The organism is Cupriavidus sp. NPDC089707 (assembly GCF_044748965.1).
GTDB lineage: Bacteria > Pseudomonadota > Gammaproteobacteria > Burkholderiales > Burkholderiaceae > Cupriavidus.
Genome location: NZ_JBIVHB010000002.1, coordinates 34,802 through 50,118, shown reverse-complemented (window position 1 = coordinate 50,118; position 15,317 = coordinate 34,802). Strand labels below are relative to the sequence as shown.

Annotated in this window: 12 protein-coding genes and 1 tRNA gene; 7 read left to right on the top strand and 6 right to left on the bottom strand. The window is 66.8% G+C overall.

Annotated elements, in window-relative coordinates:
- Positions 1 to 13 precede the first annotated feature (13 nt).
- The 3 genes from ACIP1U_RS03585 to ACIP1U_RS03575 are packed head-to-tail and all read left to right on the top strand — an operon-like array spanning position 14 to position 5,227.
- A complete protein-coding gene (locus ACIP1U_RS03585) occupies positions 14 to 766 on the top strand; it encodes a peptidylprolyl isomerase (RefSeq protein ID WP_400311884.1) in 753 nt (250 codons plus the stop codon).
- On the top strand, positions 747 to 3,875 hold the full coding sequence (locus ACIP1U_RS03580; RefSeq protein WP_400311882.1) for a peptidase domain-containing ABC transporter: 3,129 nt from the start codon (positions 747 to 749) through the stop codon (positions 3,873 to 3,875). The genes ACIP1U_RS03585 and ACIP1U_RS03580 overlap by 20 nt, the downstream gene beginning before the upstream one ends.
- The gene (locus ACIP1U_RS03575; RefSeq protein ID WP_400311879.1) at positions 3,872 to 5,227 is read left to right on the top strand and encodes a sigma-54 interaction domain-containing protein; all 1,356 of its coding nucleotides are present in this window, start codon (positions 3,872 to 3,874) and stop codon (positions 5,225 to 5,227) included. Before ACIP1U_RS03580 ends, ACIP1U_RS03575 begins: the two co-directional genes overlap by 4 nt.
- A 9-nt stretch (positions 5,228 to 5,236) precedes the next feature.
- Here the strand turns inward: ACIP1U_RS03575 and ACIP1U_RS03570 are convergent, their stop codons facing one another.
- Both ACIP1U_RS03570 and ACIP1U_RS03565 read right to left on the bottom strand, forming a co-directional pair.
- On the bottom strand, positions 5,237 to 6,010 hold the full coding sequence (locus tag ACIP1U_RS03570) for a PP2C family protein-serine/threonine phosphatase (RefSeq protein WP_400311876.1): 774 nt from the start codon (positions 6,008 to 6,010) through the stop codon (positions 5,237 to 5,239).
- 80 nt (positions 6,011 to 6,090) lie between these two features.
- On the bottom strand, positions 6,091 to 6,384 hold the full coding sequence (locus tag ACIP1U_RS03565; RefSeq protein WP_400311874.1) for a hypothetical protein: 294 nt from the start codon (positions 6,382 to 6,384) through the stop codon (positions 6,091 to 6,093).
- Positions 6,385 to 6,724: 340 nt separating this feature from the next.
- On the opposite strand from ACIP1U_RS03565, the gene ACIP1U_RS03560 reads away from it, so the two are divergent.
- Both ACIP1U_RS03560 and ACIP1U_RS03555 read left to right on the top strand, forming a co-directional pair.
- On the top strand, positions 6,725 to 6,898 hold the full coding sequence (locus tag ACIP1U_RS03560) for a hypothetical protein (RefSeq protein WP_400311871.1): 174 nt from the start codon (positions 6,725 to 6,727) through the stop codon (positions 6,896 to 6,898).
- Positions 6,899 to 6,998: 100 nt separating this feature from the next.
- Positions 6,999 to 7,073, top strand: a tRNA-Arg gene (locus ACIP1U_RS03555).
- A 15-nt stretch (positions 7,074 to 7,088) separates the two neighbouring features.
- Here the strand turns inward: ACIP1U_RS03555 and ACIP1U_RS03550 are convergent.
- Together ACIP1U_RS03550 and ACIP1U_RS03545 are read right to left on the bottom strand one after the other, a co-directional pair.
- Positions 7,089 to 8,681: a 4-hydroxyphenylacetate 3-hydroxylase N-terminal domain-containing protein gene (locus ACIP1U_RS03550; RefSeq protein WP_400311868.1), complete on the bottom strand. Its 1,593-nt coding sequence runs from the start codon at positions 8,679 to 8,681 to the stop codon at positions 7,089 to 7,091.
- A 207-nt stretch (positions 8,682 to 8,888) separates the two neighbouring features.
- The gene (locus ACIP1U_RS03545) at positions 8,889 to 9,221 is read right to left on the bottom strand and encodes a DMT family transporter (protein ID WP_400311866.1); all 333 of its coding nucleotides are present in this window, start codon (positions 9,219 to 9,221) and stop codon (positions 8,889 to 8,891) included.
- 256 nt (positions 9,222 to 9,477) lie between these two features.
- On the opposite strand from ACIP1U_RS03545, the gene ACIP1U_RS03540 reads away from it, so the two are divergent.
- Positions 9,478 to 9,987 (top strand): hypothetical protein, encoded by a 510-nt coding sequence (locus tag ACIP1U_RS03540; RefSeq protein WP_400311863.1) that lies wholly within the window; start codon positions 9,478 to 9,480, stop codon positions 9,985 to 9,987.
- A 17-nt stretch (positions 9,988 to 10,004) separates the two neighbouring features.
- On the opposite strand, the gene ACIP1U_RS03535 is transcribed toward ACIP1U_RS03540, so the two are convergent.
- The gene (locus ACIP1U_RS03535) at positions 10,005 to 11,183 is read right to left on the bottom strand and encodes a benzoate/H(+) symporter BenE family transporter (RefSeq protein WP_400311860.1); all 1,179 of its coding nucleotides are present in this window, start codon (positions 11,181 to 11,183) and stop codon (positions 10,005 to 10,007) included.
- Between the two features lie 100 nt (positions 11,184 to 11,283).
- A complete protein-coding gene (locus ACIP1U_RS03530; RefSeq protein WP_400312810.1) occupies positions 11,284 to 12,177 on the bottom strand; it encodes an amino acid ABC transporter substrate-binding protein in 894 nt (297 codons plus the stop codon).
- Between the two features lie 584 nt (positions 12,178 to 12,761).
- Here ACIP1U_RS03530 and ACIP1U_RS03525 point away from each other — a divergent pair.
- On the top strand, positions 12,762 to 14,693 hold the full coding sequence (locus ACIP1U_RS03525) for an ATP-binding cassette domain-containing protein (protein ID WP_400311857.1): 1,932 nt from the start codon (positions 12,762 to 12,764) through the stop codon (positions 14,691 to 14,693).
- Positions 14,694 to 15,317: the final 624 nt, after the last annotated feature.

Below are 15,317 nucleotides of genomic sequence, written 5' to 3'. Positions count from 1 at the left end.
AAGGAGCCTAGACATGACTGGCATTGTCCGTATCGACGACGAGGTGCTCGGCGTCGATGAATTCGTGCGGCTGCTCAAGCTGACCGGGCAGTTCGAAGGGCTGGTCGAGCAGATGGTGCGCGACAAGCTGACCGTGCACGCCGCGAAGCGGCAGGGCATGGTGGTCACGCCCGACGAAATCCAGGAGCGCGCCGACCAGTTCCGGCGCGTGCAGGGGCTGCACCGCGCCGCCGACATGAACCACTACCTCGATGCGCTGAATGTCAGCCTCGACGAATTCGAGGCGTTCATCACCGACAACCTGTACCAGGAGCGGATGATGGAGCAGGTCTGCAGCGACGCCGCGGTGCAGGAGTACTTTGCGCTGAACTCTCCGCGCTTTGACAGCATCGAGGTCAGCCATATCGTGGTCGACAGCGAAGGCAAGGCCAAGGAACTGATCTCGTACCTGCAGGACGATCCCGAGGCGTTCGCCGACATGGCGCGCGAGCATTCGATCGCCGACACGCGCGAGCACGGCGGCGAGATCGGCAAGGTGCTGCGCGGCTCGCTCAAGACCGATATTGAGGCCAAGGTGTTCAACGCGGAGCCGGGCGACCTGCTGGGGCCGTTCCCCGCGCCGGACCGTTCCTTCTTCGAGGTCTTCCTGGTGCGCGCCAAGCATCCCGCCACGCTCGACAGCGAGGTCGCGGTGGAAGTGCGCCGCCTGCTGCGCGAAGACTGGCTGATGGGCAGGGCGCAGGAACATGTCATCGAAGCCCGCTAGCGAGTCTGGCGACGCCTCCGCCGCCGCTGCCCCGACAGCCCCGACCGGCTCGGAGAGGTCCGAAGGCGGATCCGCGCTGGCCGCTTTCCTGGCCGGCGTGGAGATCCTGTCGGTGCTGACGCCGGAGGAATTGGCGCGCCTGGCGGACGCCGCGCAAGTGCTGACCTTTGGCTTTGGCGATACCGTCTGCAACGCCGGCGACGCGGCGCCCGGCCTGTTTATCGTCAAGTCGGGATCCGTGCGTGTGTTCAATGAAGAGCACGGCAAGGAAATCAGCATGGGCGTGCGCAAGGCCGGCGAGGTCTTTGCCGATATCGCGCTGCTGCGCGAGTACCGGCACGAGTCGTCGGTGCGCGCCTCGGGCAAGACCGAACTGCTGATGATCCCGCGCAGCGTGGCTGAGCCGGTGGTGGCCGGCAACCCGGCGGCGCTGGCCTTTGTCACCAGCTATGTCGCGATCAGTTCCGCCGGCGGCTTTGTCGCGCGGCTGTTCGACCTGCGCGGCAAGCTCGACAAGCAGGAACTGGCCGACGCCGTGCGCAGCGTGGGCGTCAAGCGCGTCAGCGCCGGCAAGGAGATCCTGAAGCAGGACGGGCGCGAGGACCGGCGCCTGTACGTGGTGCGCCAGGGCACCGTGCGCGTGGTGCGCAGCGAAGAGGGCAGCGAGTTTCCCCTGGCGACACTTGGGCAGGGCGATATCTTCGGCGAGCGCGCGTGCGTGATGCGGCAGGAACAGCTGGCGTCGGCCGTCGCCGAGACCGACGTGCGCCTGCTGGTCATCCCCGAGAAGACCGTGCAGCTGATCCTGGAACGCAACCCGCGCCTGCGCGAGGTGCTGGAAGAACGCATCCGCGCGCTCGATCGCGAGCTGCATCGGCAGAAGAAGCTGGCCGAGCGGCGCAAGCGCCCGGTGCTGCTGGACCTGCATTCCAGGCCCGAGCTGGGCGAAAAGATGATCCGCCGCTTCGGCCTGGTCGAGCAGGCCGAGGAGATGGACTGCGGCGCGGCCTGCCTGGCGATGATCTGCCGGCACTACGGCATCCCGATGACGCTGGGCAAGCTGCGCGAGCTGGCCAACGTGACCACGCAGGGCGCCACGCTGGACAGCCTGGCGCGCGCGGGCGAGTCGCTGGGCTTCACCACGCGCGGGGTGCAATGCACGCGCGACTCGCTGATGGGCTTCGAGCTGCCGTTCATCGTGCACTGGGAGGGCTACCACTACGTGGTGGTGTACGGCATCTCTTCGCGCTGGGTGTGGGTGGCCGATCCCGCCATCGGCTTCCGCAAGATGAGCGCGGAGGAGTTCGAGCGCGGCTGGAGCGGCACCTGCCTGCTGTTCTCGCCGGGCGAGAGCATGACGCAACTCTCGGTGCAGCGCTCGCCGTGGCTGCGCTTCATCGGCTACCTGGCGCCGTACAAGAAGATCCTGGCGCACCTGTTCCTGGCGACCTTCGTGATCCAGATGCTGGGGGTGGTGCCGCCGCTGATCATCCAGAACATCCTCGACGGCGTGGTGGTGCACCAGAACGTGGGGCTGCTGCACCTGCTGATCGCTGGGCTTATCATTGCCAACGTGTTCTCGCAGCTGATGTCGACGATCCGCGCGTACCTGGCCAACTTCATGGTGCGCAACATGGATTTCGCCATGATGTCGCATTTCTTCAAGCACACGATGTCGCTGCCGCTGTCGTTCTTCGCCAAGCGCAAGACCGGCGACATCTTCGCGCGCTTCCAGGAGAACCAGACCATCCGCGCCTTCCTGACGGAGTCGACGGTGACCACGGCGCTGAACCTGCTGATGGTGTTCATCTACTTCACCATCATGTTCCTCTACAACGTCAAGCTGACGCTGCTGCTGATCGCCTTCGTGATCCCGATCGCGGCACTGACGGTGGTGGTGACGCCCAAGGTCAAGACGTATGCGCGCGAGGTCTTTGCCACGTCGACCGATGCCAAGGCCTACCTGATGGAAACGCTGGGCGGCGCCGAAACCGTCAAGGGCATGGGCATCGAGCGTCCGGTGCGGCTGCGCTGGGAGCGCAAGTACACCAAGGCGCTGGAGTCGCAATACAAGGCGCAGGCTTTCCATATTCTGGTGGGGCTGGTAAGCCAGCTGCTCAACGCCGCCACCACCATCGCGGTGCTGTGGGTCGGCGCGACGCTGGTGCTCGAGCGCGAGCTGACCATCGGCCAGCTGATCGCCTTCAACGCCTTCATGGGCAGCGTGCTGGCGCCGCTGATGGGCCTGGTCGCGCTGTGGAGCCAGCTCAACGATGCGGCCGTGGCCATGGAACGGCTCGGCGACGTGCTCGACCTGGAGCCCGAGCAGAAGCCGCAGGACGTGCTGTCTCGTGTGATGCTGCCCGACCTGCAGGGAGAGATCGTGATGAAGGACCTGTACTTCCGCTATGGCGGCGAGGACACGCCCTACGTGCTGGAGAACATCAGCTTCACCATCCGGCCGGGCGAGATGGTCGCCATTGTAGGGCGCAGCGGCTCGGGCAAGACCACGCTGGCCAAGCTGCTGGTCGGCTTCTACAAGCCCACCGAGGGCACGATGTCGGTCGACGGGTACGACCTCAACGTGATCGACGCGGCGTTCTACCGCGCGCAGGTCGGCTATGTGATGCAGTCCAACCTGTTGTTCTCGGGCACCATCGCCGAGAACATCGCCTGCGGCGACGACAGCCCCGACCGGCGCCGCATCGAGGAAGTGGCGCGCATGGCCGATGCCCATGCGTTTATCAGCAAGCTGCCGCTGGGCTACGAGCAGGTGGTGGGCGAGCGCGGCATCGGCCTGTCGGGCGGGCAGATCCAGCGGCTATGCATCGCCCGCGCGCTGTACCACGACCCGCGGCTGCTGGTGTTCGACGAGGCGACCTCGGCGCTCGACACGCAGTCCGAGAGCAACATCCTGGCGAACATGCAGGAGATCCTGCGCGGGCGTACCGCAGTCATCATCGCGCACCGGCTCAGCACCATCATGCAGGCCGACAAGATCCTGGTGCTGTATGAAGGCGCGATTGTCGAGCAGGGCCGGCATGAAGAGCTGCTGGAACGCAAGGGCATGTATTTCCAACTGGTGCAGAAGCAACTGAGCGCAGCATGAAGCTATACAACCAGGGTGCCACCCCCGCCTCGGTCACCTCGCCGGTGTCGTTCGCCGGCCTGATCGAGAAAATCGAGATCCTGCGCTCGACGCTGCGCTGGGCGTCGCGTCTCGACCGCCCCGAGATCGAGAAGCTGCTCAAGCAGGCCACCACGCTGCGCGACGAGGTCATGGGGCTGTCGCACAAGGAGCGCTTCGTGCAGGCGGCGTCATCTGCTGAAACCGCGGCCGGAAGCGCGGATGAAAGCGCGCCGCCGCAGCAGGAAGTCGAGCGCATGCCGCGCGAGCGGCGGCAGGCGCTGATGGAGCGCAGCTTTATCTTCGAGGGAACCTTTGGCGACAACCCCAAGCTGCTCGAAGCGCTGGAAATTGCCGAGAAGGCCGCGCCGACCGACCTGCCGGTGCTGATCGACGGCGAGAGCGGCACCGGCAAGGAGCTGATGGCCAAGGTGATCCACGCCAACGGTTCGCGCACCGACAAGCCCTTCATCTCGGTCAACTGCGGCGCGATCCCAGACAGCCTGCTCGAATCCGAACTGTTCGGCCACAAGAAGGGCGCCTTCACCGGCGCCAGCAACGACCGGCGCGGCAAGTTCGAGAGCGCGCATACGGGCACGATCTTCCTCGACGAAATCGGCGAGCTGCCGCTGACCGGGCAGGTCAAGCTGCTGCGCGTGCTGGAAGCGCACGAGATCCAGCGCGTGGGCTCGGACGAGATCATCTCGGTCGATGCGCGCATCGTTGCCGCCACCAACAAGGACCTGCGCAAGATGAGCGAGGCCGGTACCTTCCGCGAGGACCTTTTCTACCGCCTGAGCGTGATCCATGTCAGCCTGCCGGCGCTGCGCGAGCGGCACGACGAGATCCCGCTGCTGGTGTCCTACTTCAGCGACGAGGCCGCCAGCATGCTCAAGCGCGCGCCGGTCAGGCTGACGCCGCGCCTGCGCGACTTCCTGCTGCACTACGACTACCCGGGCAACATCCGCGAGCTGCGCAACCTGATCTACCGGCTGTCATGCCTGGCTGGCGACACCGCCGACCTGGCGCAGTTGCCGCAGGACATCCGGCCCAGGCCGGCGGCGCTGGCGGTGGTGGGGACGGCGGGAGGAGCGGGAGGGGCAGGGACCGAAATCGCCATGCCGACCTCGCTCAGCGAGGCCAAGCGCGCGGCCAGCGACGAGGCAGAGCGCGCTTTCCTGGAGCGCGGGTTGCAGGAAGTCGGCGGCACCGTCGCCGAGCTGGCGCGGCGCTTCGACATGAACCGCTCGCACCTGCAGATGCTGCTGAAGAAGCATGGCATCCATTCCAAGGATTTCCGCGCCAGCCGGCAGGCGGACGGGAGCAAGGGGTAGGCGCGGCGCTCAGGTGTCGAGCTCGGGATTGACCAGCGTCTTGTCGCCGTAAGGATCGGCGGCGCGGATCACCACCACCGAGATGTTGTCGCGCCCGCCGGCATCGAGCGCCATCTTCAGCAGCGTCTGCGCGGCTTGTGGCGGATCCTGTTGCGCCAGTACCGCAGCGATGTCGGGGTCGTCGACCTCATTGCTCAAGCCGTCGCTGCACAGCAGGAAGATGTCGCCATCGGCAACTTCGGTCAGAAGTTGCTCCGGCGCCAGCGTTGCCGCGGCGCCGACGGCGCGCGTGATGGTGTTCTGCGCGGGATGGTGGCGCGCCTGCTCTGGCGTGATCAGGCCGCGCGCCAGCAGGCGCTCGACCTGGTTATGGTCGCGCGTCAGCCGCACCAGCTCGCCGCCGCGCAGCCGGTACAGCCGGCTGTCGCCCGCCCACAGGCAGCCGCAGCGCCGGTCGCCGGCCAGCAGCACTACGACCGTACTGCCGATGCATCGCACACCAAGCCGCGCGGCTTCGTCGACCAGCGCCAGGTTGACGCCCTGCATCGCCGCCCGCGTGGCCTCCATCCGGTCTTCCAGCAGCGGCTGCGGCGGCAGCGCGGCCAGCGCCTGAACCACGGCCTGGCTGGCGAAGTCGCCGACGGCGTGGCCACCCATGCCGTCGGCGACCGCCCACAGCTGCTGCGCGGGCAGGTCCAGGCACGCATCCTCGTTGCGTTCGCGTACGCGGCCGACGTCGGTGCAGGCCGCCGAGGTCCACTGGAAGTGCGAATCGAAACCCAAAACTAGCCTCCGCTCCGCGTCGCGCCCCTTTCGTACCGATTTTTCGTGCCCGTCGCGCCGGGGCGTGCCACGATGGGCGCTCAGATCAAGCGACCGTCGTTCCTCGCGCCCTGGTCGCCCTGGACACTGATATTGGAGTTGGGCGCGTTGTTGCGGATATCGATGTTCTGGAACTGGTTGTTCATCTGATCAGCATAGAAGCTGTAGTTGATCTCGTAAAAGTTGAACACCGCGCCGGCCGGCACCGGCGACGACGGCACGAACGGGCGGATCCACCCGAACACCCACTGCCCGCCGGCACCGCGTACGCGGGCCATGGCGTCGGAAGCAAGTTCGCGGCAGCTGGCAAGATCGTGAATAGCTAGGGTGGCCATGTGTCTGTCTCCGGGTTGTAGCGACTTGTGCCGGGGCGGCATCGGAATACAGCAAGGCGCGTGCCAACAGTAGCGAGCCGCTGGTTGGGTTGGCGCCAGAGCGCCATGCGGCACGGTTTGCTGGTTGGCGGCACGGCGTCGCGCCATCAGCGGACCGCAGTATGCGTTCGCCTGGCAACGACACCTGTGCGAACACATGTCGGAATTTCCCCGTCACTGTATCGCTCGCGGGCAAGACCCCGCTTCAGCCGCAATATTCCCCGGTTATGTGTCGCAGGCCACCGATGCGGCACGTGCCCTGCAGCGACACTGGCCCCTCACGCATCAATGCGAGGGCGTCATGCTGATCCTGCTGACCATCGTCGAGCCCTTGACCCGGCTTGGACTGAGCGTAGTCCGGACACCTTCTCGGGGGCAGCCGGAAATATGCGTGACGGACGACTTCGGCAACCTCACTGAATGCGAGTCGCTCGGACAGGCGCTGGCGTTCGCGGCGGATATCCAGTCGCACTGACGCGCGCGGCCGCGTCCCGAATCCTGGATGGCTGGCTGTCGGTGTCGGGTGACTTCCGGCAAGAGGATTTTGATATACTCCCCTCCTGCTTCAGGGTCCCCTCGCCGTAGTTCAATGGATAGAACGAGCGCCTCCTAAGCGCTAGATACAGGTTCGATTCCTGTCGGCGGGACCAATCCAATGCCACCTTTCAGGGTACCCCTTCTCCAAAGTGCCGCGGGCGGCATTCCTGCTGCGCGGCAGGCAGGTTGCGCCTAAGCGCGCTGACATCGTCGGGATTGACCAGGTCTGGCACGGTCCAGCCGTTCAGGTCGTAGTCGTCCATTGCCGAGCGCGCAAAGGCCTTCATCTGCTCCAGATTGCCGGTGTTCTGCGCAGCCGACAGGTTGGTCAGCCGCGTCGCCTCATTGCTGCCGATGTAGTTGATCTCGTACAGCTCATGGCGTGCGCCGAACTCGGTGCCGATGGCATCCCACAACAGCTTCATGACCTTGACGCGCTCCTCGGCCTGCGCGCCGCCGGAGCCGCGCAGGTACTTGTCGATGTAGGTGCGGATCTCGGGCACGTTGAAGTCGTTGGCGTGCGAGTTCAGGTAAATCAGGCCGCTGGCCACCACCTGCTCGATGATATTGCGCACGCGTGGCAATGCCTCCTGGTTCAGCACGCGGTAGGCGCCGGCAAAGTGTGGATCGGGACGGACGTGGCCATGCCAGGGCACCTCGCTCTTGGCCATCGCATCTGACAAGGCCCAGAAGGCATTGCGCCAGGCGATCACCTCGCCGAGGTGCACCTGGACGCCGTACAGGTTGCGCGTACCGGTGATCTCCAGCGCCCGTGCCAGCAGGCCGACGATAAAGTCAAGCTTGACCGCGACGCGCGTGCAGCCGTGGAGCGACGCGCGTTCCAGATACCCGGAGCCGGACTGTATGGTGTCTGCCTGCGCCACCTCGCCGTGCATGAACACGTTCTCCCACGGCACGAAGACATTGTCCATCACGAGGATGGCGTCGTTCTCGTCCAGGCGCGATGACAGCGGGTAGTCGAACGGGCTGCCGAGCACCGCGGCGCGGTATTCGTTCGAGACCCGGCATAAGAGCTTCAGGCCCGGGGCGTTGGTGGACACGATCAACTTGGGTCCACGCGCCGGCGTGGCGTCGGCATTGGCAACATAGATGTAATGGGTCAGCGCGGCGCCGGTGGCAACCACCTTGGCGCCGCTGACGTAGATGCCGCCATCGTCCTCGCGGACCACGCGCACGAATACGTCAGATGCGGCCGATGGCGGCAGATCGCGATCAACGGGGGGATTGACCACGGCATGGCCCATGTACCAGGTTCGCTCCTGGGCCTTGCGGTACCAGCGTCGGGCGTTTTCCTCGTAGCCCTTGTAGAACGTCGCGTTGGCCCCCAGCGTGGCGAGGAAGGAGCCCTTGTAGTCCGGCGACCGTCCCATCCAGCCCCATGCGCACTGCTGCCAGCCGGCAATCGCATTGCGTTGCGCCAACTGCTCGGCCACGTCGCGCGGCGCGCGGAAAAAGCGCTGGGTAAAGCCGCCCCATTCGGTCGGGATGCAGAGTTCAGCGTGGCGCTCCGGATCATGCAACGCCTGGTACATCCGGGCGATCATCCGTGCCATATTGCGAAACGCCGGATGTTCGGCGACATTCCGCACGCGCTCGCCGTAGATCCACACCTCGCGCCCATCATCCAGGCTTTGCAGAAATTCCTTGCCGGTGAAGGGGACATAGACGCGATCGTAGGTGTTCCGCAGGTCGTCGAACATATCGTTTGGCTTCTCTCGGAAAGTTTCTGGGCCGTGCCGCAAGCCGGGCACACCAGAACTTCGGTGCGCAACCGCGCACGCCGAAGCTGCATTGACGATACATTGCTATGTCATGGCAATGACACGGCGTTGGTGTCCGGGGCCACTTTTGCCATGTCTGCATGCAAATTCAAGCAGGCAAGGTGCAACGTGGTTCAGCTACGCTGCTCAGTGCGCGCTGGTCTTCGAAAAAAGCTGGATCACCGCGACGCCGGCAATGATCAGGCCAATCCCCAGGCAAGCCGCCAGATCCGGGATCTGCCGGTACAGCACCACCGCAATCAACGTAACCAGCACGATCCCGGCCCCGCTCCAGATCGCATACGCAATCCCCACCGGCACGGTCCGCATCACCATCATCAGCAGCCAGAACGCCGCCACGTAGCCGCCCACCACCAGCACGCTGGGCACGAGCCGGGTAAAGCCTTGCGAGGCCTTCAGGCTGCTGGTGGCGATGACTTCAGCGACGATGGCGAGGCCGAGGAGCAGGTATCCGTTCATGGCTGGGGCTGGAAAGTGGGGCGGCAGGCGCTAAACCGGCATCTTAGCGCCGCCGCCATGTTGCGCCAAAGCCGCGTCCCTCCATCGCGGTGGTTGTGCGAAGCGGCATTGCAGTTTTGAATAGAACAAAATACAGAACAAAGCAGACCCCCCTCGGGCCTGCGTTACCAGGCAGTCGCGGTATTTTTGCGGCCTGACCAAGCCGGCACGAACCTGACGATGCCGGCGGCTGGCTTCTTGGGGTAAGGGGAGCGGTATGAATCACACCGGCATCTACGGCACGGCCGCCTGGCCGACGGCGCAGTTCGTGGAGGCGGCACCGGAGCCGGACGCGACGCCATGGCAGGACACCATCGCCGCGGCGGACCATGCGTTGGAAGAAGCCACGCGCATCCAGCGAGGCGTGCAGCACAACCTGAAGCTGATGCAGGAGGTCCGGTCGCTGCGTGAAGAGCTGCGCAAGGCCCATGCGGAAATCGACCGTTACCGGGGCATGCATGCGCGGGTGGTGGTGGGCATGCGCCAGCTGGAAGACGACCACACCGGGGCAATGAGCCGGCTCAAGGCTGAGAACGAGATGCTGCTGGTGCGCCACCGGGTCTACAAGCTGATGGCCGAGCACTACGCCCGCATGGCGTTGCGGCTGGATCCGCAGGTCTTCGCCACGCACCGCGACCGCGTGCTGCAGCACATCCTGTTCCAGCGCCGCAAGGGCGTGCCGCCGGATGCGGTCAGTGCCGCCGACGTTGCCTTCCTGATGCTGTAGCGGCGCGTGGGGGGCGCTCAGGCCGCGCGCGGCCGCAGCACGTAGAACGCCAGCATGCCGCCGACCACGCCCCAGAATGCCGAGCCGATGCCAGCCAGCGTCATGCCCGAGGCGGTGATCATGAAGGTCAGCAGCGCGGCTTCGCGCTCGGCCGGCGTCTGCATGGCAACGGTCAGGCCGTTGGCGATCGAGCCCAGCAGCGCGAACGCCGTGACGCCGACCACCAGCGCCTTGGGAAAGGCGGCGAACAGCGCGGCGATGCTCGCGGCCAGCGTGCCCGCCACCAGGTAGCCGATGCCGCAGACCACCGCGGCGGTATAGCGGCGGTTGCGGTCCGGGTCGGCCTGCGGGCCCGTGCAGATGGCGGCGGTGATCGCCGCCAGGTTGATGCCGTGCGAGCCGAACGGCGCCAGCGCGGCCGACGCCAGCCCGGTGACCGTGATCAGGCGCGAGGCCGGTACGTGGTAGCCGTCGGCGCGCAGCACCGCCAGCCCGGGGATGTTCTGCGACGCCAGCGCGACGATGAACAGCGGGATCGCCATGCTGATGAAGGCCGACAGCGAGAACGCCGGCGTGGTCCATACCGGCACCGCCAGTTCCAGCCGCAGGCCGGAGAAGTCAAGCTGGCCGAGCACGCCCGCCACCGCCACCCCCGTCAACAGCACGCCGGGCACCGCGTAGGCCGGCCACAGCTTCCTGCCCAGCAGGTAGGCGGCGAACATTGCCAGCAACAGCACGGTCTGGTGCTGCGCCTGCACGAACACATCGACGCTGATGCGGAACAGGATGCCGGCGAGCAGCGCCGAGGCAATGCTCGCCGGCAGCGCCCGCATCAGCCTGTCGAACCAGCCGGTCATGCCGGCGGCCACCATCAGCAGGGCGGCCATCAGGAAAGCGCCGATCGCCTCGGGATAGGGCACGCCGGGCAGGCTGGCGATCAGCAACGCGGCGCCGGGCGTGGACCAGGCCACCACGATCGGCATGCGCGACGCCAGCGACAGGCCGAGGGTGGTGACGCCCATGCCGATCGACAGCGCCCAGATCCACGACGAGATCTGCGCGTCGGTCAGGTGCGCGGCCTGGCCGGCCTGGATCATCAGCACCAGCGAGCTGGTATAGCCGGTCAGCGTGGCGACCAGCCCGGCGACGAGCGCGGAGACGGACAGGTCGGAAAATTTCAGCGAAGCGGTGGTCATCGGGCAGACGCGGAACGGGGCACGCACATTGGCAGGCCGACATCTTCGCACGAGTGCCTTGGCCGTACCATCCGCCGCGCCTTCCCCGGGTCTGGCCGCGTCAGTCCGCCACCTTGTCGCTCGGGAACTTGAACGAGTCGCGCAGCAGGTAGCTCATCGGGATATCGAGCCGGATGCCATGCGGCGGGATTGGTGCCTGGAACCACTTGCGGTACAGCCGCTGCGTGTCCTGGTCGTAGATCGACGCCACCAGCGTCTTGTCGACCAGCTGCTTGAAGGCCGCGTCGTGGCGCGACAGCATGATGGCGTAGGGCTCGATGGTGAGCAGGTCGCCGGTGACGCGGTAGTCGTCCGGGCGCGCCGCGTTGGCGCGCAGGCCATAGAGCAGCACGTCGTCCATCACGAAGGCATCGGCCTTGCCGGCCTCGACCATGGCGAAGGCCTGGGCGTGGTCCTTGGCCTCGACCAGCCGCAGCTGCAGCGCGCCGGCCTCATCCATCTTGCGCAGCGTCGCCAGCGGCGTCGTGCCGGTGGTCGAGACCACGGTCTTGCCGCGCAGGTCCGGCCACCTGTTGATGCCCGACGCCGCCTTGACCAGCATGCGGCTGCCGGCGATGTAGTGCGGGATGGTGAAGGCGACCTGCTCGCGCCGCTCGCGGTTGTTGGTGGTCGAGCCGCATTCCAGGTCGGCCTTGCCCTCGACGATGGCCGGGATGCGGCTGGCCGGCGTGACCGGCACCCAGTCCACGCGCAGCGACGGCAGCTTCAGCGCGCCGCGCACGGCGTCGGCGACCTTGAGGCAGAGGTCGACGGCATAGCCGACCGGCTTGCCGTCGACGACGAAGGAGAACGGCACCGAGCTTTCGCGGTGGGCGATGCGGATGGCGCCGGTCTGCCGGATCCGGCGCAGCACCGGCGCGCCGTCGGGCGGAGCCGTGGCGGCAGGGTCGGTGGCCGGTGTGGCGGCGGTTGTGGCTGCGGATGGCGCCGGCATGGCCACGGCCAGCAGCGCGGCCGCCAGCGCGGCCAAGGCATGGCATGACAAGACGGGCGCGCGCTTCCCGCAGGAAGGCAGGCGCCCCGGACCCGGATCGAACATGTAACCCCCGTACAAAAATGACTGGAACCGGCGCGGGCGGCGGCCGCAGGCCAACCACCCGTTCCGTCTTCTGGCCGGCTGTGGCGCCGGCTCTGTGTTGTGTTGTCTTGTTTGTCGTGCCGGCACCCCGGGGTGCAGGACAAGCCATTGTTCCACGCGGCGCCGGATGCGGACAACTGCCGGCTCGGCAAGCGTGCCCGGCGAGCAACGCCCCGGCGTGCCCGGGTTGACGGGGCTTTCCCTTACGGAGTTGTCCGACTGGAGCGGGGCTAGGCGCATTGATATTCTGCTTGTGTGCCTTGCGAGCAGGGCACCGAGGAGAGACTCTTGGGCCCGCAGTGCGCGGGCCCTTCTTTTTTGGGGGCGCCTGCGCGGGGCCGCCTGTCGGCCGGGGTCGTCTACAATGCGGGCTGCCGCGCCGTGCCCGGCAACCATCCCCGTCCCATCCGGCTTTGCCTTTCCATTCGTCGTCTTTTCCCATGGCCCTGTTTTCCATCACCGATGCCCAGCTCGCCTTCGGGCACGTGGCTTTGCTCGACCACGCCGATTTCTCGCTGGAGGCCGGCGAACGCGTGGGCCTGATCGGGCGCAACGGCTCGGGCAAGTCTTCACTGCTGAAGATCGTGGCCGGGTTGTCGGCGCCGGACGACGGCCTGATTGCGCGCCAGAGCGGCGTGACCAGCGCCTACGTGCCGCAGGAGCCGCAGTTCGAGCCAGGCATCACCGTGTTCGACGCGGTGTCGCAGGGCATGGGCGACGCGCACGACCTGCTGGTGCGCTACGAGGCGGCCGCCGATCGCGTCGCCGAGCACCACGACGACGAGTCCGCGCTGGCCGAGCTGCACCGGCTGCAGTCCGAGCTGGACGCCGCCGGCGCCTGGCAGCTGCGCACCCGCGTGGAAACCACGCTGGCCCGGCTGGGGCTGGATTCGCACACGCACGTCGATGCGCTGTCCGGCGGCCTGCAGAAGCGCGTGGCGCTGGCGCAGGCGCTGGTGGCCGAACCCGACATCCTGCTGCTGGACGAGCCGACCAACCACCTCGACATGGAAGCCATCCGCTGGCTGGAAGACCTGCTGCTGGCGTTCCGCGGCAGCGTGCTGCTGATTACCCACGACCGCGCCTTCCTGGACCGCGTGGCCACCCGCATCGTCGAACTGGACCGGGGCCGGCTGGTGTCCTTCCCGGGCAACTTCGCCGCCTACCAGGCGCGCAAGGAAGAAATGCTGGCTGCCGAGCAGGTCGAACAGGCCAAGTTCGACAAGCTGCTGGCGCAGGAAGAGGTGTGGATCCGCAAGGGCGTGGAGGCGCGCCGCACGCGCAGCGTGTCGCGCATCCAGCGGCTGGTGGCGATGCGCACCGAGCGCGCCGCGCGCCGCGAGGTGCAGGGCAACGTCAAGCTGGAGGTGTCGCAGGCCGACCGCTCCGGCAAGATCGTCTCCGAGCTGATCGAGGTGAACAAGGGTTATGGCGACAAGGTGGTGGTGCGCGATTTCACCGCCACTATCATGCGTGGCGACAAGGTCGGCCTGATCGGCCCCAATGGCGCCGGCAAGACCACGCTGCTGCGCCTGATCCTGGGCGAGCTGCCGCCGGACAGCGGCACGGTGCGCAACGGCAGCAATCTGCAGGTGGCGTACTTCGACCAGATGCGCACCGCGCTCGACCTGGAAAAGTCGCTGGCCGACACCATCAGCCCGGGCAGCGACTGGGTCGAAGTCAATGGCCAGCGCAAGCACGTGATGAGCTACCTGGGCGACTTCCTGTTCGCGCCGGAGCGCGCGCGTTCGCCGGTCAAGTCGCTGTCGGGCGGCGAGCGCAACCGGTTGCTGCTGGCGCGGCTGTTCGCGCGGCCGGCCAATGTGCTGGTGCTGGACGAGCCGACCAACGACCTTGATATCGATACGCTGGAGCTGCTGGAAGAACTGCTGCAGGATTACAGCGGCACGGTATTCCTGGTCTCGCACGACCGCGCCTTCCTGGACAACGTGGTGACGTCCACCATCGCCGCCGAGGGCGAAGGCGTGTGGCGCGAGTCCGTGGGCGGCTATTCCGACTGGGTCGAGCAATCGGCCCGCGCCGCCGCGATCCAGGCAGCGCGCAAGCCGGAGCAGAAGGCGCCGGAGGCGGCCAGGGGCAAGGATACGCGCGAGGCGCGCGGCGCCAACCGTTCGGTCAAGCTGTCATACAAGGAGCAGCGCGAGCTGGACGGCCTGCCGGAGCGCATCGCCGCGCTGGAGACCGAGCAGAAGACGATCTCGGCGCAGCTGGAAGACGGGTCGCTCTATGTCAGCGATGCGGCCAAGGCCGCGCAACTGGCCACGCGCCACGACGAGATCGAGATGGGATTGCTGGAGGCGCTGGAGAGGTGGGAGGTGCTGGAGGCGAAGGTGAAGGGGGAGGGAGTGTAAGGGGGTTGGGTTTTGGCTTCTGTTGTCGCTGTTGGTGACATGCTGTCGGTCTTTGAAGCGTTGTTGTCGCTGTTGGTGACATGCTCTCGGCCGTTGAACCGCCTGGTTCCGCCCTCCTGGGCGGGTAACTTTTTGTCCGAGCGACAAAAAGTCACCAAAAAGCGCGTTGACTGCCCTGGGCGGGCGGCCACTCTTATCGTAGTGGGCCGGGGGTTTCGTACGGGGCTGGGCTTCGATGCAGGGCAAGGCTGCCTGCCGCCTTGGTGCGCCACGGTGGCTCGGGATTGAAGCGATGTTTGAACGAGCCCAGAGCTGTGGGTGGCCCCTGCTGCCGGCGTCAACGTAGGGACGCCTACGGCTGCGCTGCGCGCCGGCAGCATCTCAGGTCAGGGGCTCGGGCACGGAACGCGTCGCTACGCTCGCTTGGCGCTATCGCCGATGAGCCCAGGAGTCTGCCGCCGACCGCCTGTTCGCTCCCCTCTCCCGCTTGCGGGAGAGGGGTCGGGGGAGAGGGCCGGGCCCTCCACGAAGTAAAGCCAGCCAATTCCCCGGCGCTGCGCCAAGACCTTTGTATGCGCCAGCCATGTCGCCAAGCGTGCGACGCCGGCCCGAAGCGCGAGCCGG